The organism is Streptomyces swartbergensis (genome assembly GCF_002148965.1).
Taxonomy (GTDB): Bacteria; Actinomycetota; Actinomycetes; order Streptomycetales; family Streptomycetaceae; genus Streptomyces; species Streptomyces swartbergensis.
In genome coordinates, this window is record NZ_NGFN01000032.1 from 1 (window position 1) to 22,103 (window position 22,103).

At 70.7% G+C, this 22,103-nt stretch carries 19 protein-coding genes and 4 pseudogenes; 10 read left to right on the forward strand and 13 right to left on the reverse strand.

The window, feature by feature from the left end; translation table 11 throughout:
• Positions 1–53: 53 nt before the first annotated feature.
• Both CA983_RS08070 and CA983_RS08075 read right to left on the reverse strand, forming a co-directional pair.
• On the reverse strand, positions 54–893 hold the full coding sequence (locus CA983_RS08070) for a UbiA family prenyltransferase (protein WP_086600187.1): 840 nt from the start codon (positions 891–893) through the stop codon (positions 54–56).
• A gap of 296 nt (positions 894–1,189) precedes the next feature.
• A pseudogene (locus tag CA983_RS08075) lies at positions 1,190–1,576 on the reverse strand (maleylpyruvate isomerase mycothiol-dependent enzyme family protein); the annotation flags it as partial.
• A gap of 8 nt (positions 1,577–1,584) precedes the next feature.
• Here CA983_RS08075 and CA983_RS08080 point away from each other — a divergent pair.
• Positions 1,585–2,022, forward strand: a pseudogene (locus CA983_RS08080) (MarR family winged helix-turn-helix transcriptional regulator); the annotation flags it as partial.
• A 66-nt stretch (positions 2,023–2,088) separates the two neighbouring features.
• Here the strand turns inward: CA983_RS08080 and CA983_RS08085 are convergent.
• The 4 genes from CA983_RS08085 to CA983_RS08100 form a co-directional block, all read right to left on the reverse strand.
• Complete coding sequence (locus CA983_RS08085; protein ID WP_086600188.1) at positions 2,089–3,654, reverse strand: COG1361 family protein; 1,566 nt, start codon at positions 3,652–3,654, stop codon at positions 2,089–2,091.
• Between the two features lie 83 nt (positions 3,655–3,737).
• A complete protein-coding gene (locus CA983_RS08090; protein WP_086600189.1) occupies positions 3,738–4,580 on the reverse strand; it encodes a phosphotransferase enzyme family protein in 843 nt (280 codons plus the stop codon).
• Between the two features lie 113 nt (positions 4,581–4,693).
• On the reverse strand, positions 4,694–5,191 hold the full coding sequence (locus CA983_RS08095) for a hypothetical protein (RefSeq protein WP_244206727.1): 498 nt from the start codon (positions 5,189–5,191) through the stop codon (positions 4,694–4,696).
• A gap of 243 nt (positions 5,192–5,434) precedes the next feature.
• Entirely contained in the window at positions 5,435–5,830 is a 396-nt protein-coding gene (locus CA983_RS08100) for a hypothetical protein (protein ID WP_086600191.1), read from the reverse strand.
• Positions 5,831–6,111: 281 nt separating this feature from the next.
• Between CA983_RS08100 and CA983_RS08105 the strand changes: the two are divergent.
• The 8 genes and pseudogenes from CA983_RS08105 to CA983_RS08140 all read left to right on the forward strand — a co-directional run.
• A pseudogene (locus tag CA983_RS08105) lies at positions 6,112–6,420 on the forward strand (IS256 family transposase); the annotation flags it as partial.
• On the forward strand, positions 6,417–6,935 hold the full coding sequence (locus CA983_RS08110) for a GNAT family N-acetyltransferase (RefSeq protein WP_086600192.1): 519 nt from the start codon (positions 6,417–6,419) through the stop codon (positions 6,933–6,935). The pseudogene CA983_RS08105 and the gene CA983_RS08110, both read left to right, overlap by 4 nt.
• Positions 6,936–7,116: 181 nt before the next feature.
• Positions 7,117–7,914: an ABC transporter ATP-binding protein gene (locus CA983_RS08115; RefSeq protein ID WP_086600211.1), complete on the forward strand. Its 798-nt coding sequence runs from the start codon at positions 7,117–7,119 to the stop codon at positions 7,912–7,914.
• Between the two features lie 9 nt (positions 7,915–7,923).
• A complete protein-coding gene (locus tag CA983_RS08120; RefSeq protein WP_086600193.1) occupies positions 7,924–8,685 on the forward strand; it encodes an ABC transporter permease in 762 nt (253 codons plus the stop codon).
• A 15-nt stretch (positions 8,686–8,700) separates the two neighbouring features.
• Positions 8,701–9,492 (forward strand): MerR family transcriptional regulator, encoded by a 792-nt coding sequence (locus tag CA983_RS08125; protein WP_086600194.1) that lies wholly within the window; start codon positions 8,701–8,703, stop codon positions 9,490–9,492.
• A gap of 239 nt (positions 9,493–9,731) precedes the next feature.
• Positions 9,732–10,010 carry a polyprenyl synthetase gene (locus CA983_RS08130; protein WP_086600212.1) on the forward strand — a complete coding sequence of 93 codons (279 nt, stop codon included), beginning with the start codon at positions 9,732–9,734 and terminating at the stop codon, positions 10,008–10,010.
• Positions 10,000–11,055 carry a polyprenyl synthetase family protein gene (locus tag CA983_RS08135; protein WP_086600195.1) on the forward strand — a complete coding sequence of 352 codons (1,056 nt, stop codon included), beginning with the start codon at positions 10,000–10,002 and terminating at the stop codon, positions 11,053–11,055. The genes CA983_RS08130 and CA983_RS08135 overlap by 11 nt, the downstream gene beginning before the upstream one ends.
• A 111-nt stretch (positions 11,056–11,166) precedes the next feature.
• Positions 11,167–12,327 (forward strand): oxygenase MpaB family protein, encoded by a 1,161-nt coding sequence (locus CA983_RS08140; RefSeq protein ID WP_086600196.1) that lies wholly within the window; start codon positions 11,167–11,169, stop codon positions 12,325–12,327.
• A 25-nt stretch (positions 12,328–12,352) separates the two neighbouring features.
• On the opposite strand, the gene CA983_RS08145 is transcribed toward CA983_RS08140, so the two are convergent.
• Entirely contained in the window at positions 12,353–13,765 is a 1,413-nt protein-coding gene (locus CA983_RS08145) for a 3-hydroxybutyrate oligomer hydrolase family protein (RefSeq protein ID WP_086600197.1), read from the reverse strand.
• A gap of 343 nt (positions 13,766–14,108) precedes the next feature.
• On the opposite strand from CA983_RS08145, the pseudogene CA983_RS08150 reads away from it, so the two are divergent.
• Positions 14,109–15,483: pseudogene (locus CA983_RS08150) on the forward strand (extracellular catalytic domain type 1 short-chain-length polyhydroxyalkanoate depolymerase).
• Here CA983_RS08150 and CA983_RS08155 read toward each other — a convergent pair.
• The 6 genes from CA983_RS08155 to CA983_RS08185 form a co-directional block, all read right to left on the reverse strand.
• Complete coding sequence (locus CA983_RS08155; RefSeq protein ID WP_086600213.1) at positions 15,417–16,340, reverse strand: hypothetical protein; 924 nt, start codon at positions 16,338–16,340, stop codon at positions 15,417–15,419. The pseudogene CA983_RS08150 and the gene CA983_RS08155 overlap by 67 nt on opposite strands.
• 498 nt (positions 16,341–16,838) lie before the next feature.
• On the reverse strand, positions 16,839–18,146 hold the full coding sequence (locus CA983_RS08165; RefSeq protein ID WP_086600199.1) for an ABC transporter substrate-binding protein: 1,308 nt from the start codon (positions 18,144–18,146) through the stop codon (positions 16,839–16,841).
• Entirely contained in the window at positions 18,143–19,282 is a 1,140-nt protein-coding gene (locus CA983_RS08170; RefSeq protein ID WP_425276429.1) for a branched-chain amino acid ABC transporter permease, read from the reverse strand. The genes CA983_RS08165 and CA983_RS08170 overlap by 4 nt, the downstream gene beginning before the upstream one ends.
• Positions 19,275–20,171 (reverse strand): branched-chain amino acid ABC transporter permease, encoded by an 897-nt coding sequence (locus tag CA983_RS08175; protein ID WP_086600200.1) that lies wholly within the window; start codon positions 20,169–20,171, stop codon positions 19,275–19,277. The genes CA983_RS08170 and CA983_RS08175 overlap by 8 nt, the downstream gene beginning before the upstream one ends.
• Complete coding sequence (locus CA983_RS08180) at positions 20,168–20,968, reverse strand: ABC transporter ATP-binding protein (RefSeq protein WP_086600201.1); 801 nt, start codon at positions 20,966–20,968, stop codon at positions 20,168–20,170. The genes CA983_RS08175 and CA983_RS08180 overlap by 4 nt, the downstream gene beginning before the upstream one ends.
• Entirely contained in the window at positions 20,965–21,882 is a 918-nt protein-coding gene (locus CA983_RS08185) for an ABC transporter ATP-binding protein (protein ID WP_244206729.1), read from the reverse strand. The genes CA983_RS08180 and CA983_RS08185 overlap by 4 nt, the downstream gene beginning before the upstream one ends.
• Positions 21,883–22,103 lie beyond the last annotated feature (221 nt).

Sequence of the window (22,103 nt, forward strand, 5' to 3'; positions counted from 1 at the left end):
CCTGATGGCACCGGCAGACACTGCGCCGGCCGGCGCAGTGTCTGCCGGTGCCATCAGGCGACCGTCAGCAGCACGACGTCGAGCAGGGCGATGGTCACCGCGGCACGGAAGGGAGCGCGCCCGCGGCCGAACCAGGTGAGCACCGCGAGGACGGTGACCAGTGCCAGTGCCGTCCATGCCCATGCCGGAGGGGATCCGGCCGGAGCGGTCACGGCGAGCAGCGAGGCGGCGGTGAGCAGCACGGCGGCCAGGGCGCGCGAGGGACGTTCGCCGATCCGGTGCGGCAGGCCGCGGACCCCGGTGGCTTCGTCGTCGGCGAGGTCGGGCAGCACGTTGAGCAGATGCGCGCCGACGCCGAGCGCGGCGCCGGCGGCGGTCATCCACCAGGGCGCCCAGTGAGGCGGTGAGGCAGCGAGGGTGACGACCGAGGGCAGCATGCCGAAGCCGCACGTGTACGGCACCCATGACCAGCGGGTCGCCTTGAGCCCGAAGTTGTAGGCATGACCCGCGCCGGTGGCGAGGACGACGTTGACCAGTGCGCTGCGCCAGCCGGCGAGCGCGGACAGCACGAGGGAGGCGACAGCGGCCACGACGAGGGCGCGCGCCACCCAGCCGACCGGGAGGGAACCGGCGACCAACGGCTTGTCGGTGCGTCCCACGGCGCGATCGCGCGAGAGGTCGAGCAGGTCGTTGCCCCAGCCGATCGTGAGCTGCCCGGTGAACACCGCCGCGGTGACGGCGGCGGCGTCCATCGGGTGCAGGGCGGCGCGGAGCGCCAGCAGGCCCGTGACGGCGGTGACGGCCAGAGCGGGCCCTGCGTGGGCGGCGGCGAGCAGCGCGAGCGCACGCGGTGGCCCGGGGCGCGCCGGGGCCGTGCCGGCGGTCACGGGCATCGCCTCTCCGCGTCCAGTGCCGGGCAGACCGCATCACCGAGGGCACGGGACACCGTGCGTGGGTGCGGCACGGTGCCTGTGCTGCACCCCTCCGCTCCGTTTCCGGTCGCCCAGGACCACGGCCCGTCGTCACCGGTGATCACCTTGCGCATGCAGCATCGGTCCCACGTTGCCCGCCCGCTCACACGGGGTGGTCCGGCATCCGGTGGAATGGGCATGTCCGGAAGCGGAGCCGGTGCGGAGTGACGTCGAAGGGCAGGGGGCGCCGGCGGGCGCCGCTCCAGAGGCGGAAGGTGTCACGCGGGAGTCGTGACGCCGGTCCACGCCTCCCCTGTGCGCTCGGCCCACTCACGGGCTGCCTCCGGACGGCCGGTGAGCAGCAGGAGCAGGGCCGCGACAGGACCGCGCACCTCCGGACCGTCGCCGCGCGTGAACTCGATGTCGGTGGCGACGAGCCGGGCCTTCGGCAGGGGCCAAGGGCGGGGCGGGAAGCGCATGGTCCATACGCGGTCGGCGGCGTCACGGGCGGCGGCCCGGGGCATCTCGCGCGTGCGGCCGAGCACGAGGGCGATGTCCTGGCCGTGGACGAGGAGGTCGAGGAGCGGCTCGCGGGGTGAGGTGGTCGGTGCGAGCCGGCGGGAGCCGGCGATCGAGCGGAGGTCCGCGACGATCTCGGTGACGGGCCGCTCCGATGGTGACGGACAGCGAGCCCAACACGGGCGTGCTCCGGTTCCTGCCTTACCGGGCCCTGGAGAACCGCGTCTTCGCCGCGCTCGCCGAAGCCGGTTTCGACGATTTCACGCCCGCCCAGGCCCAGGTCATGCAGCGCATCGGCCCCCACGGCACCCGCCTCACCGAACTCGCCGAACAGGCCCAGATCACCAAACAGACCGCGGGCTTCCTCGTCGACCAGCTGGAGAAGGCGGGCTACGTCACCCGCGTACCCGATCCGACCGACAAGCGGGCCCGCCTGGTCTGCGGTGCGGAGAAGGCCTGGGCGGCCAAGGAAATCGCCGACGCGGTGGTCGCCGAGGTGGAGAAGGAGTGGGAGCAGCACATCGGCAAGCGGCGGATGAAGCAGCTGCGCGAGGCACTGACTCTCCTGAGACAGATCACCGACCCCTGGGCCCAGCGCAGTACAGAGGCCGTACGGGCTGGCGCTGCGTTGCCTCCCTTGAGTCAATCGTGCGGCGTTTCAGTGGGTACGCCCGCGGCGGCGGACGACGAGGACGACGGCGCCCAGCAGAGCAGCCCCGGCTGCGGTGGCGATGAGGGTACGACCCGCGCCCGTGGCGGCCGGATTGCCGCCGGGCGATGCCGCCGCGGTCGGTGTGGCCGGCGTGCCGAAGGCGAAGGTGACCCTGTCGTTGGAGGTGTCCGGGTCGTGAAGGGGGATGCCGGCCGGGCCGGGACGCACGGTCGCCGTGCCCTTGGCGCCGTCGTAGCCCTCGGCCGACTTCACCCGCAGTTCGAACAGCCGGCTCTTGCCGGCGGTGATACCGAACGGCACGGTGCACACGTAATGCCGGTGGCCCGCCTCGAAAGGCGCTGTCGTGGTGCTGCTGACCCTGAGAAGGCAGGGGCCGTAAGGGCTGTCCTCCTCCTCCATGTGAGCGGTGCCGGTCACGACCACACCCTTGGGCAGGGCGACGTCGACCACGGCGACGGCCTTGTCGTCGATCCCGTACGCGGAGGCCGGTCCGTGGTTGACGGCGTTGATGGCCAGGGTCCATTCGCCCGCCCCGCGTCCGGGTTCTGTCGTGGCATCGGCCGCGAGATCCGCGGAGTTGTCGGCCGCGACGGTGAACCGGCCCTCGGCACCGTTCTCGAATCCGCCTCCTGGTCCGGACGCCCGCACCAGGGTGAGCGCCGGTCCGGTGCCCTGGTGACTGCCGCCGCCGGGTTGTTCGCGCGGCTTCAGCAGGCGGACCGAGTAGTCGGTCACGGCGGTCAGGACGCGCTTGCCGACCGTCGCGGCCAGGGGGCTGCTCAGCTCCACGGTGCCCCCCGCGGGCACGGAGTCCGAGGAGATCGGGAAGACGCACGTGACGGATGCCTGGCTGCCGGGTTCGCCGGGATCATCGCCTTCGCCGTAGGCGCAGTTGGAGAACTCACGGTCGAAGACCAGACCGCCCACCGATTCCCAACGCAGCATGATGCGCCGGTCGGTGGCCAGATCGCCGGTGTTGCGCAGCCGGAGCGGCACATTGATCCGGGAACCGATCCCGGCGTTCGTCACGTCCGGCACCCGGCCGACGACCAGGTTCGGGGTGCCGACGACCACCTTCGCCTTCGCAGTGGCGCCGGTGGCATGGTCGGCGGAGAGGGTGTATCCGATCGTGCCGCTCACGCCGGGTGCGGCGCCCGGGTCCGCACGCAGGGTGAACTCGACCGAACGGCTCTGCGAGGCGTCCCTGTTGACGCAGGTGACGACCCGCAGGTCTTCCTTGCACCGCGGGTCGTCGACCTCGACGCTCGCGATGCCGGCCAGGTCACGCGCATCGATGACGAGCGAGTCGTTCTCGGGAACGGGGACCTGCGCCCCGCCGTCCCAGAACATCCAGTCCACGGTGGCCGACTGCGCCCCCGCCCCTACGTTGATCCGCTCGTCGGCGTTGATCGTCGCGTACGCCTGAGTCGGCAAAGGGGACGGTGTCGACGGCGTCATGGACGGACCGTGGCCTGCGGCGACCGCACTGGGCGCCAGGGCGAGCACCACGGCGGCCAGCGTTGCCCCGAACACCGTGCGATGAGGGTTCATGCACGTTCGATGCGCGAGGTGTCCCCAAGGTTGCGTCCCGGAACGCGCTGGTGAGGGTTGCCCCGGCGATCTTCGTGGCCAGATCACTCCAAGCCGTTGCGATCGAGTGCTGCTCGGATCCGGCTGAGCCACTCTGTGCCCAGTCGGCGCCCGTCCGGGAATTGGTCGCCTCGATCCCAGCGCCACGTTGTGATCACCGCCAGCACGAGGATCCGGCACTCGCGCAGCAAGTCCTGATCGACATCCGGATAGTGCTCGCCGACTTCTTCGGGCGCATGGGCGAGGTCGAATTCGACGGGACCACGGCAACACGTCTCAAGGTCTATGAACAGCAGCCCGTTCTCCGTGGTGAGCACGTTGCCCGGGTGCGGCTCGCCGTGCAGCAGTTGCTCGGCGCCGCCGCGCTCGCCGATCGCTCGTCCCAGGCTTCCTAGCGTGTCGAGGAGCAGTTCCCGGTCCGTATCGGCGAGCGCCGGAGTGCGGTCGCGGTTCGCCACGAGTTGTCGAGCCTGCTCGACTCGATCCGTGAAGCGCGGCGTCGGGACATCGAGCTTGCGCATGCCGGCGTGCAGCCGCGCGAGGGCATGGGCGTAGTCGGCTGGTGAGACCTCTTGGGGTGTCACGGATTCGTAGTAGGTCCATAGCGTGACCACGAAGCCATCCCGCTCATGGACGCGTGGCTCCACTCGAGGCTCGAGGGCAGCGACAGGGCAACCGGACTCGGTGAGCCGCTGAGCAAGCTCAACTTCGAACTGCGCGACCTGATCCGCTACAGGTGCCACCCGGGCCAGGGAGTCGCAAGGCAGCAGACGCAGAGTGAGCTTGTTCGAGTCTTGAAGAACGATCGCGTCGTCGACTGTCAGGCCAAGTGAAGAGGCGGTCGACATGGCCGCGGCCACCGCACGCGGGACCTCCGACGCCTGCATCGTCGCCTGGCCCCTCTCCCCTGAGCGCTGAGTTGCCCTGACTCTCCAAGCGGTGAACCTGCGCACCATACCAAGTCGGCGGCAGAGAGCCGCAGTAGCACGACGGGCGAAACTCAAGCCTGTTCGGCTGGAGCGTGGGGGTGGGCTACGAGGCGGCGGGCTTCGGCCGTGACCTCGGCATCGACCTGGTCCACAGTCGCGTTGCCATATTCGAGGACGTCGTACTCGTCATCGAGCTCGGCGAGCCGCTCGGTCAGGGGCAGTTCATGTCCGTAGCGCTGGTGAACACGGGATGTGAGGTCCCGTGGTGTCAGCTCGCCGGCGAGCATACGACGTGCGAGCGCTCGGGCGACGCCCTCTCGGCCGGCATCGCTGGTGACCGGGTAGCAGGTGAGGCCGAGTTCGTCGAGCGCTTCGGGAAGCAACTCGGGGACGTCGTAGTCCGCTTCGGCGCGTGTGCAGGCGGCGAGGATCCGAAGGCCAGGGGTGTCGAGTCCGGCGACGAGCGCATCACAGGCGGCATTGACCACATCGCTCGCACGGATTTCTCCCATGCTCCAGAGGGCGGCATGGTCCTGTAGAGCGATTGCTGCTGCTTCGGTCGACGTCACTCGCCCATGGTTGCCTCCACGGTGCGTTCCGGTCGACCGGATTCATCCAAGCTACTGTTCAACGGCCTTTTCCAGCAGGGCTCATGCAGAGTCGATGAGGACCGCTACGGGAAGCCCGGTCCGGACTACCTGCTTCCCCACCTGTACATCCGCATCACCGGAGTACCCCGGCCCTCCGAGAGAGGGGCCGGGGTACTGGGGCGGAGCCCCGAACGTGCTTGATCGCACGACTCCCGAGTCGGGTCAGGCCGCCCAGACGCCGGACTTGGCTGCGGTCCCCGCGAAGTCGAAGATGAAACGAGTGCCGTCCCTCACGTCAGTGGCGACTACGGTCCACTGGCCTGCCGGTGCGGTCTTGAAGGAAGGCTGGCACTGGGAGCCGCCTGAGGACGGGTAGAAGCAGACGGCGATCTGAGTGGTTTGGTTGGGCTTGATGTTGATGTCCGCGCAATTGCTCGTCGTGGTGAGTCGGCCGGACCCGTTGGCCGGGTACCAGCGGTCGCCCGCCGGCTTGGAGAACGACTTCGCGCTGCCGTAGCAGGACGTGGGCGCGGCCTGTGCGGTCGGCGCGATCATCAGACTGCCGCCGATGGCGGCGACCGAGAACACGCCTGCGGCGATTCGCGTGGCTGTCTTCACGAATTCCCCCTCAACTGGCGGACCAGCATTCCTGTGCCGGTCCTGCAAGGTGGCTCCTGTGTGTTTCTGGTCGACGGAGCCGCAGAAACGATGCTGCCCATCCGCTGGTGCACCAGTAAGGCCCGTTCAGGCCATTGGGTGACAGCCGGCCCGTGGCGGTTCGTGCGCTGTACCTCCACCCTCGTGCCCCTGGCGACCCGGGGAATGCGGAAGCATGTCAGGTGGGCGGGGCTGCCCTCTGGTCCTCGCGTCGGGTCGGCGCCGGGGCATGGGGGCATCCGAGCGTCAATAAGATCACCGACGGCGCCGACGAGTTGCCGGCGTTCGACGACTTCCCCGCCGAGCTTTGGATTCCATTGCGCACCATGAACCCCATCGAGTCGGCCTTCGCCACCGTCCGGCTGAGGGCGACTGTCACCGAGGCCGCCGGCCGCGCAGCCGCCGCGCTCGCCTTGGTCTTCGAGCTCGTTGAATCCGCCCAGCAGCGGTGGCGGGCCGTCCATGCGCCCGACCTCGTCGCCCTGGTCCGGGCCGGAGCCCGCTTCGAACGCGGGCACCTCGCCGCACGCCCCGAGACGGTTGCGGCGTGAGCACCATCGCGGCCCAGGCCATCAGCACTCGGCGACTGGACCTGCTGCCGCTTCACGTCGAGCACGCCGAGGAGATGGCCGGGGTGCTGTCCGATCCGGCTCTGTACGCCTTCATCGGCGGCGCCCCGGACACCCCGCAAGCTCTGCGCTCGCGCTACCAGCGCATGATCGCGGGCTCTCCCGATCCGGCCGTCTCCTGGCTGAACTGGGTGATCCGCCTCCGTGATGAGGGATGCCTGACGGGCACGGTCCAGGCGACGATCAGACACTCCGGCCACGACCTCCTCGCCGAGATCGCCTGGGTGACGGGAACGCCGTGGCAGGGAAGAGGCATCGCCACCGAAGCCGCCCGAGGACTCGTCGACTGGCTCAGCCGGCAGCCGGTGCAGACCGTCGTCGCGCACATCCATCCCGCCCATCAGGCATCCGCCGCCGTCGCCACCGCCGCCGGGCTCACGCCCACCGACGAATGGCACGAAGGCGAGATTCGATGGCACCGGAGCATCAGGCGATAACCCCACCGAACCACATCTTGCCCGACACTCCCCATCACGGGACGACCCGCACCAGCGCCGGGGATCTGGATGCGTGGTCGGGGCCGGCTTGACCTTGACGCTGGGTCAACCCTCCATCCTTCCGGCAGGAGCTTCCTCGCAGTCGGCTGGAACAGCTCCGCAAGGGAGGAGACAGATGACCATGGTGGCCCAATCGATCGCCGGTCCGGTGATTCGCGTGCGGGGACTTGAGAAGTCATACGGGAAGTTGGAGGTGCTGCGCGGCGTGGACTTCGACGTGGCGCGGGGCAGCATCTTCGCCCTGCTCGGTTCCAACGGGGCGGGCAAGACCACGGTCGTGAGGATCCTCGCCACGCTCCTGAAGGCCGACGGGGGGACGGCGAGCGTCAATGGCTTCGACGTCGCCACGCGACCGGCGGACGTGCGGGAGTCCTTCAGCCTCACCGGACAGTTCGCGGCCGTCGACGAGATCCTCAGCGGTCGGGAGAACCTCGTTCTGGTCGCCAGGCTGCGCCACCTCAAGGACCCGGGCGCGATCGCGGACGACCTGCTGAGGCGCTTCTCGCTGACCGACGCGGGCGGGCGGAAGGTGTCCACGTATTCGGGTGGGATGCGCCGTCGGCTGGACATCGCGATGAGTCTCATAGGGAATTCACCGGTGATCTTCCTGGACGAGCCGACCGCCGGGCTCGATCCCGAGGCGCGCATCGAGGTGTGGCATGCGGTCAAGGAGCTCGCCGGCTACGGAACGACGGTGTTGCTCACCACGCAGCACCTGGACGAGGCCGAACAGCTGGCCGACCGGATCGCGATCCTTCACCAGGGTCGGATCATCGCGAACGGCACCCTCGCCGAGCTGAAGCGGCTGTTCCCGGCCGCGAGCGTCGAGTACGTCGAGAAGCAGCCGACGCTGGAGGAGATCTTCCTTTCGGTCATCGGCGGCGACGACAAGAGCGACACCATCGGCACGAGCAACTAGGGAACAAGGATGACCACGTACTTCTTCGGCGACACCCGCGTGCTCACGGGACGGACCCTGCGCCATGTCACACGCAGCATGGACACCGTCATCACGACCGTCATCACGCCGGTCGCCATGATGCTGATGTTCGTGTACGTGTTCGGCGGCGCGATCGACACAGGGTCGGGTTCGTACGTGAACTACATGCTGCCCGGCATCCTGCTCATCACGATCGCGTCGGGCGTCTCCTACACCGCGTACCGGCTCTTCACCGACATGAAGAGCGGGATCTTCGAGCGATTCCAGTCCCTGCCGATCGCACGGTCGAGCGTGCTGTGGGCACATGTCCTCACCTCCCTGGCCGCCAACCTGATCTCGCTCGTGATCGTCGTGGGCGTCGCCCTCCTCATGGGCTTCCGCACGGGGGCAGGAGTGCCGGCATGGCTCGCGGTCGCCGGCATCCTGTTCCTGTTCACCCTGGCTCTGACCTGGATCGCCGTGATTCCCGGGCTCTCCGCGGCGTCGGTCGAGGGCGCGGGCGCGTTCGCCTACCCGCTCATCTTCCTGCCGTTCATCAGCTCGGCGTTCGTGCCCACGGAAACCATGCCCGGTCCGGTGCGCTGGTTCGCCGAGCATCAGCCGGTGACGTCGATCGTCAACACGATCCGCGATCTGTTCGCCCAGCGGCCGGTCGGCGACGACATCTGGACCGCACTGGCGTGGTGCGCCGGGATCCTCGTCGTGGCGTACGTCTTCGCGATGGCCGCCTATCGCCGGAAGATCGCCTGAGGCAGTCTGAGACCCATGCTCACGATCAGCCAGCTTGCGGCGTACGCCGGGGTGACGGTGCGGGCGGTACGCCACTACCACCAGATCGGGCTGCTGCCGGAGCCCGAACGCGACCAGTCCGGATACCGGATCTACGACGCTGCCGCGGTCGTGCGACTGATCCGGATCCGCACCCTGGCAGATGCCGGCGTGCCGCTGGCCCGGGTGCAGGAACTCCTCGACGCCGGCCCGGAGAAGTTCGGCGATGGCGTCCAGGAGATCGACAAGGAACTGCGCGCCGAGATCCGGCGGTTGCAGGGCACCCGCAGACGGCTCGTCCGGCTCGCCACCGGAGAGCACCTGGCGCTCCCGCAGAGCGTCGTGGACTACCTCGACCGGCTACGCGGTCTCGGCGTCGAGGAGCGGTACATCGAGATGGAACGGGACGCCTGGATCATGATCGCCGCCCAGGCACCGCACCTGATCGACGCCGTGATCGCCAAGAAGCACGAGGAACTGGACGACCCCGACATGGTGAAGCTCTACAGCCTTCTCAGCGGGGCACTCGACTGGCCGGCTGACGATCCGCGGGTCGACGAGATCGCCGACCTCCTGGAGCGCCTGATGATTCGCGCCGTGCAGGCCGGCGAGGTGGGTACCGACGGCTTCGACGACCAGTTCGTCGACCTGCTGGACTCGACCATGGTCGAGTCCTCACCGGGCGCCGCGCGACTGTTGGCCATCCTGGAGGAGCGGGGCTGGAGGGGCTGGACCCGCATCGAGCGGGTGCCCGCCGACAGGCTCAATCCTGAGCTGCCGTCATCTTGAAGGCGGGTCAGAGGCCTGGTGTGAGGTTGTTCCGGGGTGCTCGGGGCTGCGGGTTGAACAGCGCCTCCGCACCGGCGCTCCCCATCAAGACCGAACACTTTCCCAGCAACAGCGATCCGCACAGTTGCGCGATGTGATCACTCGATGGTGAGTTGTCGCGCTCTCGCACCCGGTTCGCCCCGATGCTCGGAAGGACGGCGCGTGACCGGCGCCGCCCGGATGTGTGTGGGTGGGGGAGCATGACGCGAGAAGCGGGACGTCGGGACGGGTTGGACCAGCAGGCGGTGCTGCTGGTGGCCGGGCTGGCCGATCTGGCGGTGAGCACGCTGGGTTCTGCCGTGGGGTCGGTGCGGGGGCTGTTGCGTCGCTCGGATACCGCGGAACTGGCGGCGGAGGCCGAGAGCGAGCTGGTGGCGCGTGGGCGCTTGGTGCTGGACCGGTACGCGGCCGTGCCCCCGGCCCATCTGGAGATCCTCGCCCGGCACGCCCTGGACCGGAAGGCCGCCGATGGGATCTGACCGGTGGGAGCCGGCCGCGTTCAAGACCCGCGTCGACGAGGTGCTGCACCGGTTCGTCGCGCAGGAGGCCGACCAGTTCGCGGCGATCGATCCGCTGCTGGGCCCGGTGGCCGAGCAGTTGGAGAGGGCCGTCGCGGACGGCAAGCGGCTGCGGGCCGCGTTCTGTTACTGGGGCTGGCGCGCGGTAGGACAGCCGGACAGCGACGCGCTGGTGCGGGCGGCGGTCTCGATGGAGCTGGTGCACGCCGCCGCGGTCGTGCACGACGACCTCATCGACGACAGCTCGCTGCGGCACGGGCGGCCCACGGTGCACGTCGCCCTGCGTGGTGCCGTGCGGTGGCGTCCGCGCGCCGACGCCGCCGCGAAGTCACTGGCGATGCTGGTGGGGGACCTGCTGATGGCGCTGGCCGGGCAGTTGTTCACCACCAGCGGTCTGCCTGCCGCATACCTGTCCCGGGCTCGCCCGTTGTGGTCGGTGATGGCCCGCGAGCTGGTCGCCGGCGAGTGCCTGGACATTCTGGGCACCGGAGCCGGTCCGGACACGACAGCGTCGCTGAAGGTGGTCCGCTACAAGACCGCCAAGTACACCGTCGAGCAACCCCTGCTGATCGGCGGCGCCCTGGCGGGCGCGGGCGGGTGGCTGCGCGAGGGCTACTCCGCGTACGGGCTGCCGCTGGGCGAGGCGTTCCAGCTGCGGGACGATCTGCTCGGCCTGTTCGGAGACCCGGAGCGCACCGGCAAGGCCAACGCCGACGACGTGTGCGGCAACCGGCCCACGGCCCTGCTGGCAGAGACCTGGCGCCTCGCTGACGACGCCGACCGCGAACGACTGCGCGCCCTGCTCGGCCGGCGCCACCTGGACGCGGAGGAGCTGAACGCGGTGCGCGAGGTGATGCGCGGGCTGAAGGCACCCGACCGCATCGAGGACATGATCAGCGCACGCGTCCGGCAGGCGCTCGGTGCCCTCCATGAGCTGGACGCACCGGCACCTGCCACCAGCGCCCTGACCGCACTGGCGCAGTCCGCGGCGAACCGCCCGTCCTGAACCTTCGCACCGCCGAGTGGGTGCAGCCCCGCGCCGTGTCCGGCCGCCGCCTCCCGCCGGCCGCCGCTTCCCGCCGGTCGTCGACAGTCCCGACAAGACAAGGAGCCCGCCGTGACCTACACCGAGGCATCGATGGACGCCCTGCGGCACGCTGGTGACGAGCTCGCCGACGCCACCGTCGCCGCCCTCTTCGAGCGCGGCCAGGTGGGCACGTTCAACACCCTGATGCGCTACGTCTCCACCGCCGGCGCTCCCCTGCCGGACGGGCTGCCCGACGTCGCCCGGGAGTACCTGGAGGCCACGGGTGTTCCGCCGTCCTGGGTCGACTGGGCGGAGATGGAAAAGGCCCGGCTTTTCTTCATCGACAACAACGTGCACATCTCCACCGCGCTGTCGTTCGCCTCCATGCCCGCCTGCTACGTCGTCCCCCATGTGGCCAAGCTGTTGTCGGCCACCCACGGGCTGGAGTACCCGTCCAAAAGGATGGCGGAGACGGGTCAGTTCACCGTCTACCTGATGCAGCCCGACGCCTTCGAGGCCGGCAGCCGCTTCATCCCCGCCGCCCAGAAGGTGCGCCTCCTGCACGCTTCCATCCGCCACCACCTCAAGCGGGAGAACCGGTGGGACACCACCGCGCTGGGCACGCCGATCTGCCAGGAGGACCTGATCGGCGGGCAGATGTTCTTCTCCCTGCTCGTCCTGGACAGCCTGCACCGCCTCGGCATCCACATGTCACAGGAAGGCGCCGAAGCCTACTACTACGCCTGGCGTGTGGTCGGTGCCATGCTCGGCGTCGACCAGGACGCCGTCCCCAAGACCCTGGAGGAGGCCCGTACCTTCCTCGACCTGTACATGATCCGGCACATGGGACCCTCCGAGGAGGGCGCGCACCTGACCCGGCAGCTCATCGACCTCTACGAGGACGTGGTGCCCGGCACCTTCTTCGACCCGATCGTCTCCGCCCTCATCCGCCACCTCGTCGGCGACACCTGCGCCGACTGGCTCGACGTGCCCAAGACCCCGTGGGACACCGCCGTCAAGGCCGTACCCCACCTCCTCGGCATTCTCGAAACCATCGAAGACCGCTCCCCGTTCGGCGCCTGGGCCCTGGACCGCCTCGGCCACCTCACCACCATCCTGGAGCTGTCCTCCCTGACCAGAGGACGCGTCATGCACTACGCCATCCCCGAACAGCTCAAGAAGGACTACGGCATCTCCAGCACGGCACCCCGCAGCCACCGATGGACCCCACCGGCCGCCACCGTCTCCTGATCGCCGCTCCGCCGCTGTCCCGCGTCTACAGGGAGCAGTTGTTCGCGAGGGTCACGGGATCCTTCCCGGCGGGCAGGGCGACCGTGCGGGAGGTGGGCGGCCGTTGGCCCGACGCGAGCCAAACCTCCATTGCCGTGAAGGCCGTACGGTGGCACGGCGTGAGCGGACGGAGTCGGTCGGGGTACGTGTCGGCCAGGGCGTCGGTGTGGGTGCCGCCCTCGACGCGGTAGTAGCGGTGCAGGTGGCCGCGGCCGGCCTGGCGCACCATGCGGGCGTAGACGTCGGAGTCCTGGCTGATCGGCAGCAGGACGTCCAGGGTGCCGTGCAGGGTGATCAGCGGCTTGCCGATCCGCCCGGTCAGTCCGATCTTCTTGACGGCCCTTCCGACCTCGGCGGGACGGGTCGCATAGTCGTAGTCGGCGTCACAGGCCGGGGTGCCCGTCGCGCAGAAGGGCGTGCCCGCCTCGGTCGGCCCGTCGAAGCCGGGGTCCAGTTCCTCGCGGTAGATGCGCTGGGTCAGGTCCCAGTAGACCTTGTGGTGGTACGGCCAGAGGAACTCGGACCCGGCCGGGAATCCGGCGGCGTGCAGGGCTTGGCGCGCCTCGCCGGCTTCCTCGCCCCCGGCTGCGTACACGGGGTAGCTGCGCAGCGCCTCGGGCAGGAAATCCAGCAGGGTGGGGCCGTCGGAGCGCCACAGGGTGCCCTCCCAGTCGACTCCCCCGTCGTAGAGCTCGGGGTGGTTCTCCAGCTGCCAGCGCACCAGGTATCCGCCGTTGGACATGCCGGTCACCACAGTGCGTGACGGAGGACGGTCGTAGCGCCGGGCGACCGTCGCCCGGGCGGCTCGGGTGAGCTGGGTGAGCCGGTCGTTCCACTCGGCGATGGCGTCACCCGGCATCCTGCCGTCCCGGTAGAAGGCGAGGCCGGTGTTGCCCTTGTCGGTGGCGGCGTAGGCGTAGCCGCGGGACAGCACCCAGTCGGCGACGGCCCGGTCGTTGGCGTACTGCTCGCGGTTGCCGGGGGTGCCCGCGACCACCAGACCGCCGTTCCACCGGTCGGGCAGGCGGACGACGAACTGGGCGTCGTGCCCCCAGCCGTGGTTGGTGTTGGTGGTGGAGGTGTCGGGGAAGTAGCCATCGATCTGGATGCCGGGGACCCCGCTCGGGACGGCCAGGTACTGCGGCGTCAGCCCTGCCCAGTCGGCCGGGTCGGTGTGTCCCGAGGCGATCGTGCCGGCCGTGGTCAACTCGTCCAGGCAGGCGGCCTGCTGGTGCTGGGCCCCCGGTACGCGCACCTCGGTCAGGCGGTCGCAGTGGCCGCCCGGGTTCGCCGGTGCCGCCGTGGCGTGCGCGGGGGTGAGCGTGAGGGCGGCCAGGGCGAGGGCCGCTGGAGCGCTTCGCCGCCAGGAGCGGGGCAGGGAACGGAAGGTGGGACGCATGGTGTGCCTCCGCGATGGCGTACAAGGACGCGCCGGAGGCTATGACGACGGTTCGCCGCGACATATGGGTCTGGGGCCCACCATCCGCCGCCTGGCGGTGGCTGCCGACACCACCCGGCCGCTGGGCCGGGAGAGGCCTCGTCCCGCGATCTCCGGCCCTGGACGACGGCTCATGAGCGGGGCCATGTAGCGCCGTCACACAGCTTGTCGCCAAGCATGGCCGCCCCACCCATGCCGAGGTCGGCGAGCGCGCCCAGATGATGCACGCCACGCCGGTCACCGGCCCCCTCGTCCGGTATCGGCGACGCGAAGCATTCCTCCCCCACATCTGGAGGCGGTCGTCATGGCACAGTCGCACCCTCCGTTCCGTTTCACGAGGAGCCGCCGCATCGTCGGAGGCATCCGCCGCTGGCTCACCGCCGCCGCGGGCACTCTGGCTCTCACCGGTGGCCTGATCGCCGCGAGCCCCCAGGCGTCCGCCGCGGGTCTGACCCAGGTCACCGGCTTCGGCACCAACCCCGGCAACCTGTCCATGTACGTCTACGCGCCCGACGCGCTGCCGGCCGACGCCCCGCTCGTGGTCGCCCTGCACGGCTGCACGCAGAGCGCGAGTGACTACCACGCGCACTCCGGCTGGCCGAAGTTCGCCGACACCTACGGTTTCGCCCTGGTCTTCCCCCAGACGAGCAGCGCCAACAACGCCAACTCCTGCTTCAACTGGTTCCAACCGGGCGACAGCGCGCGCGGTCAGGGAGAGGCGCTGTCGATCAAGCAGATGGTCGACAAAGCGGTCTCCCTGTACGGCAGCGACACCCGGCGGGTCCACATCACCGGCCTGTCCGCCGGCGGCGCCATGACCGCGAACATGCTCGCCGCGTACCCGGACGTCTTCGCGGGCGGCGCCATCGACTCCGGAGTACCCGCACGCTGCGCGAACAGCGTGTCCGCGGCGTACACCTGCATGTACAGCCCACCGGACAGGAGCCCCGCCCAATGGGGGGACCTGGTGCGCTCCGCCGCTCCTGCCGGCACGACCTCCTGGCCGCGCGTCGCGATCTGGCAGGGCACCGCCGACACCACCGTCAAGCCCGCCAACGCAGCCGAGTTGCGCGACCAGTGGACGAACGTCCGGGGCATCGGCCAGACGCCCTCCCGGACCGAGAGCCTCGGCGGGGGCACCACACGGAGCGTCTACGACGACGCCTCCGGCAGGTCCGCCGTCGAGGTGTACTCCGTCTCCGGGATGGGCCACGGACTCGCCGTCGACCCGGGCAACGGCCCCGAGCAGTGCGGCAGCACGGGCACCTACTACCTCGACACCATCTGTTCCAGCTACCACACCGTCCGCTTCTGGGGGCTCGACGACGGCCGGAGCACCGGCTCCCTGCCCGCACCCACGGGGCTGACGGTCACCGGGAGCACCGACACCACCGTCTCTCTGAGCTGGACGGCGGTCGACGGCGCGGCCTCGTAACGTGGTCCACCGCGGCGGTACGAAGGTGGGCACGACGACGTCGACCTCGTACACCGGCACCGGCCTGGCGACGGGCACGACGTACGCCTCCACCGCGGCGGCCGTGGACACAGCGGGCGCGGCAGGCGTCGTCCTCCGGCTGCCCGGGCTGAACCTGCCTGCGTCGGACTCGTCGGCTCAGAAACTGTGGTCGATCTTCTTTTCCCGCATCAGTTTCTCCAGCTCCTCGTCCGAGAGCGGGTGAAGAGTGTTCAGGAGACGACGCAGCCCGGGTTCGCCGAGGGTCTGGCTGGTCACCTCGACCTCCACCTTCCGGTAGCGGCGGACGAGGGTGACGGCGTGCTCGCCGCCGGGGAGGTCGCGGACCATGCGCATCTCACCGTGCGCGTCCACCGTGCAGGTGACTCCCTTCTCCAGGAGGTCGGGGCACCGGGGCGTCGGTGTGAGCGGCGAGCGCGCCGTGAGCGCCACGTAGGAGAACACGTCCTCCCGGACACCGCGGTAGTCGACGCTGAAGGAGGCGGGGCGGGCCTCGGCACGAGACAGTTGCATCCCGGGCGGCGCAGGACCCAGGTACAGCAGGTCCGCATGCTCCCGGTACCGCGCGACCTCCGCCTCCTGCCGACGCTGCTGCGCCTGCGCCGGCCCGACGAAACCCCCGTAGACCACCCCGGCCGCCAGCACGGTCACCGCCCCCAGCCGCACCCACCGGTTCGGCACGAAGAACGCCGCGGCCACGGCGTACGGCACCCCCGTGAGTGCGATCCGGGTACGGGCGCTGCCCAGGTCGACGCCGCCACCGTAGGCGGCCAGCCCCGCCAGGACACCCAGCGTGCCCAGGACGAAGACCGATGCCGCCCAGCCGAGCCGCCGCGGCACGGAGCCGCACAGCGGCACCACGGTCCGCGCCGGTGTGCCCGCCATGGCCAGCAGACCCACCGTCAGCGGCACGCCCAGCAGGAACACCGGCACCGTCGCCCCTTCCCCGCCGCCCCAGGCCGCCATCACCAGCCCGAAGCCGAGGATCGGCACCGCGGCCGCCGTCGCCGCCCAGACCAGGAGGAGGTGCAGGGCCGTCAGCGCCCGTCTGCCACTCGTCATGCCGGGGATCTTGTCAACCAGGGCCCAGGCGCGCATGAGTACTCGTACTCAGCACCGGACCGAGCGACCGGGGGGCAGCAGCCGTTTGTGGGGCGGCAGCCACGGCCCTCGGTGTCCGTTCAAGCGCTGGCGTGGTGACGCCAGGCACCCCTGCGCGGAGCGGCATGGCGCACAGGCTCACCCGAACAGGCAGCTTGCTGACGCCACAGCCACAGGGATGTCATGGACAGCAGAGCGACGAAGACCACCAGGAAGACGACCGATACCCACATCGGCCGGCTTCCAGGTTCGTCCCATCCCGCCGATGCGGCCGCAGCACCCCACAGGACCGAACCTCCGGCGTAGAACCTGCGCATCCTGCCCAGTTGCCGCAGGGCTCGTACGGACTCAGCGTGATCATTTTCCAGTGCCATGCCGACGCAGGTACCCCGATACGGCCACTCCATCAGTTCCGGGTATGCCCCGGTCGGCGCGGCCCCGGACCCCGGGGCAACGAGGTCACTGGTTCCGAGAGGCGAGGTACTCCTTGACGCCCGGCGCGGTGTGCGCGTCCTCCACGTTCACCGCGGCGCCGACCGCCTTGGCGTCCGGCTTGTGCACGTAGGTCGACGTGCCGGCCGGCTGTGCCTTGTCGGAGAAGTTCTGCGCGGTGCCGAGGCCGACGTCGACGTTCGACTGGGAGCGGTGGGCCTTGACCACGTCCTCGCGGGTGAGACTGCCGTCCTCGCAGGCCCGCTTCAGGGCGGTGCCCATCAACTGGGCGGCGTTGTAGCCGGAAAGCACACCGGAGTCGATCAGGGAGCCCGGGTACTTCTTCTTGTAGGCGGCGACCATCTTGCGTACCCCGGCCAGGTCGGAGCTGACCGCGGGCGCGGCGCTGACCACGTTCAGCAGGGCGGCGAGGGCGGGTGCGGCCGGTGTCTTCATCAACTGCGGGGCGTAGCCGGGGGCGCTGCTGACGACGGGTACCTTCAGGCCGCGGGAGGCCGCGACCCCGACCAGGGAGGCGGTCTGGGCCGGTCCGGCGCTGATCAGGATCGCCTTGACGCCCTCCTTGCGCAGGGCCGAGACCTGCGCGGACAGGTCGGTGTCGGTGGCCTTGATCTTCTGTCCGACGACCTTCAGGCCCGCCTTCTTCGCGGCCCACTGCGAGCCCTCGAGGGCGTTCGCGCCGTAGTCGCCCTCGAAGTAGACGTGGCCGATCGTGTCGCCCTTGCCCAACCCCTTGGTGCGGGTGAGGAAGTCGACCGCGGCGATCATGTCGATGTCGTAGGTGGTGCCGAGGACCTGCACGGAGTCCCGGTCGAGCAGGGAGGCCGCCCAGGCCTGCGGGAAGGTCAGCACTTTGTCCCGCTCGATGTCGTCGAGCAGCGCGGCCATCACGGGCGAGCCGATGACCTGGGGCAGTGCCACGACGTCCGCCGAGATGTCGGCGTAGGCGGTGACGGCCTTCTGGACGTCGTAGCCGTGATCCTTGACGACGATCTCGACGCGCCGGTCGCAGATGCCGCCACGGGCGTTGACCTCGTCCGCCCACATCTGCTGGGCCTGCACGATGCTCTTGCCCAGGGTCGCGTAGGGGCCGGTCAGGTCGGTGAGGGCACCGAGCCTGATGGTCTTGTCGGTCACTCCGGGACCGGTCTTGACGCCGTCGGCGCCCTTGTCGGCGCTCCCGGAGGAGTCCGCCTTGGAGCTGCAGCCGGTGCCCGCGAGCAGCAGGGCCGCGAGGGCCGCGGCCAGGAGCGGCGTGGTGCGCGGGGCACCGTGCTTGTGGTGTGTCCGGTGCTTGTGGTGCGAGGACTTCACGGGGTGGGCTCCTTGGCTCGTACGGCTGACGTGGGCGGTTGGGACGGGGAGGCGGTGTCGGCGGGCGGCGGGGCGGTCAGGCGGTGGCGCAGGCGGGCGCGCAGGCGCCGGACCAGTCCGTGCAGTCCGTCGGGGGCGAACAGCAAGGTCAGGACGATCGCCGCTCCGTAGAGGTAGCGGGCCGCCTCGGTGGGGCCGACCGCGCCGTCGGTGGTGCCGGGGGCGGCCACCAGCGGCAGTTGGTCGGCGTATCGGGTCATCAGCAGGGGCAGCGCGGTGACGAAGACGGCACCGGCGGTGGCTCCGGCCACCGAGCCCAGCCCGCCGATGACGATCATGGCGAGGTAGTCGACCGACAGGACGAGGCCGAAGTAGTCGGGCACGACGCGGCGGAAGGCGAGGGCGAGCATCACCCCGGCGAGGCCCGCGTACATCGACGAGACCACGAAGGCCGCCGAGCGGTAGCGGGAGACGTCGACGCCCATCACGGCGGCCGCCGTCTCGCTGTCGCGCAGCGCCACCAGGGCGCGTCCGGGACGGCCGCGGAGCAGTCCGCAGGCGGTGAACCAGGTGACCGCGAACAGCGCGAGGCCCAGGTACCACAGCCGTTCCTCGGCACCGAACGGCACGCCCAGCAAGGTCAGGTCGGAGTCGGAGGAGAAGGAGAAGCCGCCCACTTCCAGGGGCGGCACCGAGCGGCCGTTGAAGCCGCCGGTGACGGAGTCCGCCGTGAGCAGGACGTGGTGCCCGAGGAAGACCAGGGCCAGGGTGGCGACGCCGAGGTAGATGCCGCGCACCCGGCCGGCGACGGGGCTGAAGAGTCCGCCGGCCGCCCCGGCGAGCAGGACCGCGAGCACGGCGGCGACGGCGGTCGGCAGCCCGGGTCCGGGCTCACCGGCCAGCCATACGTAGCCGTACGCGCCCACGGCCAGGAAGAAGGCGTGGCCGAGGGAGAGTTGGCCGGCGGTGCCGGTCAGCAGGCCCAGGCCCACCGCGCCGACGGCCGCCGCCATCGAGAACAGTCCGATGCGCAGCCAGAACGCGTCGAGGTAGAAGGGCAGGGCACACAGGACGGTGACGGCCGCGAAGGTCCAGCCGAGACGGACGGCGCGGGCGCGGGAGAGTCGCTCAGACACGGACCGCCGCCTTTCCGCCGAACAGCCCGGTGGGCCGCACGAGCAGCACCAGCACCATCACCGCGTAGGGAGCGACGTCGCCGAACCCCTCCCCCAGGATGTGCAGGTCGGACTGATAGCCCGCGACGAGCGCCTCGGTCAGGCCGATCAGCAGGCTGCCCGCGAGGGCGCCGGGCGGCGAGGCCATCCCGCCGAGGATCGCCGCCGGGAACGCCTTCAGGGCGATCTGCCCCGTGGTGCGCTCCAGGCCGGGTGCGGGGAACGCGGCGAGGAAGACCGCCGCGAGGGCCGCCAGCGCGCCGGCCAGGCACCAGGCGAGGGTGCGGATGCGCACCAGCCGTACGCCCATCAGGGCGGCCGCCTCGACGTCCTCGGCCGAGGCGCGCAGCGACAGGCCCCAGGACGTGTACCGGAACAGGGCGAAGACACCGGCGATGACCACGGTGGAGACGACGATCGCGGCGATCCGGCTGTCGGCGACGGTCACCGGCCCCAGCCCGCTGACCGAGTCGCCCCAGGGGTCGCCGAGCGAGAGCAGGTCGCCGCCGATGCGTCGCGAGAGGTCGGTGAGGATGACGATGTCGACGCCGATGGTGACGATGGTCTGCACGTGGGCGGCGTGCGGGTCCGTCCCGCCGGCCCGGAGCAGGAAGCGGTCCATGGCGCCGGCCACGGCCGCGGTGACCAGGACGGCCACGGCGAGGGCTCCGGCGAAGCCGAGGTCGTCGTGGAGTACGGCCGTGAGGTAACCGCCGAGCAGGAGCAGTGAGCCGTGGGCGAAGTTCATGACGCCGGAGGCCTTGAAGATGATGACGAAGCCGAGGGCGACGAGGGCGTAGACCGCGCCGAGGGCGAGGCCGTTGAAGAGGGTGTCCAGGAAGGTGGTCATGCCGCGTCCTCCGTTTCGGCCCCGGTGCCCAGGTAGGCGCGCAGCACCTCCGGGTCGCGGCGGACCTCGTCCGGGGTGCCGTGCGCGATGACGCGGCCGAAGTCGAGGACGGTGACCTCGTCGGCGAGGCGCATCACCAGACCCATGTCGTGCTCCACCAGCACCACGGACAGGCCGAGTTCCGCGCGTACGGCCTGCACGACCTCCACGGTGCGGGCGCGTTCGGCCGCGTTCATTCCGGCGACCGGCTCGTCCAGCAGAAGGACGCTGGGCTCCAGGCACAGGGCGCGGGCGAACTCCACGCGCTTGCGGTCGCCGTAGGAGAGCAGGGCGACGGGGCTGTCGAAGTGCGGTCCCAGGCCGGTGAGTTCGGCTGCCTCACAGGCCCGGGCGAGTTGTTCGCGCTGTTCGCGCCGCGCGTGCGGCAGGCGCAGTGCGCTGGCGGTGAAGCCGGCCCGGGACAGGGCGTGGCGGCCGAGCAGCAGGTTGTCGGCGACCGTGCCCCGGGTGGTGACGATGTTCTGGAAGGTGCGGGCGACGCCGAGGGCGGCTATGCGGTGGGGGGCGAGCCGGGTGAGGTCGGCGTCCCCGAGCCGTACGGTGCCCGTGGCCGGGCGGCACAGCCCCGACAGGACGTTGAAGCAGGTGGACTTGCCCGCTCCGTTGGGTCCGATGAGCGCGTGGACGGAGCCCGGGGTGACGGTGAAGGACACCGCGTCCAGGGCGGTGAGTCCGGCGAACCGGACGGTCACGTCCGTCACGGTGAGCGGGGGTGGTGCGGTGGTGCGGGTGGTCACGCGGCTCCCTGCCCCTCGGTGGTTCCGGCGGCTCTGGTGATCTCGCCGGCGTCCGTGGTCTTCGTGGTGTTCGTGGTTTCTGTTGTCTTCGTGGTTTCTTTTGTCTTCGTGGTTTCTGTTGTCTTCGTGGTTTCTTTTGCCTCCGTGGGGTCTGTGGTCTCGCCCAGGTACAGGCGCCGTACGGCGTCCGTGCGGGCCAGTTCGTCGGCGGGCCCGGACAGCCGGACCTCGCCGACCTCCAGGACGTGGGCGGTGTCGGCGAGGGACAGCGCCATGCCCGCGTYCTGCTCGWCGAGCAGGACGGCGGTGCCCTGGGCGTTGATCTCGCGGACGACCTCGGCGATCCGGTAGACCATCTGCGGGGCGAGGCCGAGGGAGGGTTCGTCGAGCAGGAGCAGGCGGGGCGCGGCCATCAGGGCCCGGCCGATGGCGAGCATCTGCTGCTCACCGCCGGAGAGGAGCCCGGCGGCCTGCCGGGTGCGTTCGGCCAGGCGCGGGAAGAGCGTGAAGACCCGGTCCCGGGCCTCGGCGACCTGGGCCGGGCGGCGCCGTCCGAGGCCGAGGCCGCCGGAGCGCAGGTTCTCCTCGACGGTGAGCCCGGCGAAGACCCGGCGGCCCTCGGGGACCTGGACGACTCCGGCGCGCACCGCGGCGACCGGGTCGCGCCCGTCGAGCTCTGTGACGCCGTAGCGGATACGGCCGGCCGTGACCGCGCCGCGGTGCAGGCGCAGGGTGCCCGACACCGCCCGCAGCAGGGTCGTCTTACCCGCGCCGTTGGCGCCGAGCAGGGCGACGACCGTGCCGTGCGGGACGGTCAGGGACACGGAACGAAGGGCGGACAGGGCGCGGCCGTAGGTCACGTCGAGGCCCTCCACGCGCAGGGCGGGCTCCTCGTCCGGTGGTGCTTCGGGCATCACGGCTCCTCGGGTCCGTGCCTGGGGCACGGGTTCTTCGGGGGAAGGGCAGCCCACGACAGCACGGGCCCGGGCGCGCGGTACAGGTGTTCGGTCGGGGTGGCTGCGTGGTCCCAACGCGGGTCGGCGGGGATTGTGCGGCTGCCCAGGGGGAGCGGCCGGGCAGAGTGCCGGGGACGGGACACCGACCGGTGGTGGCGGCACTGCGCACCGCCATGAGG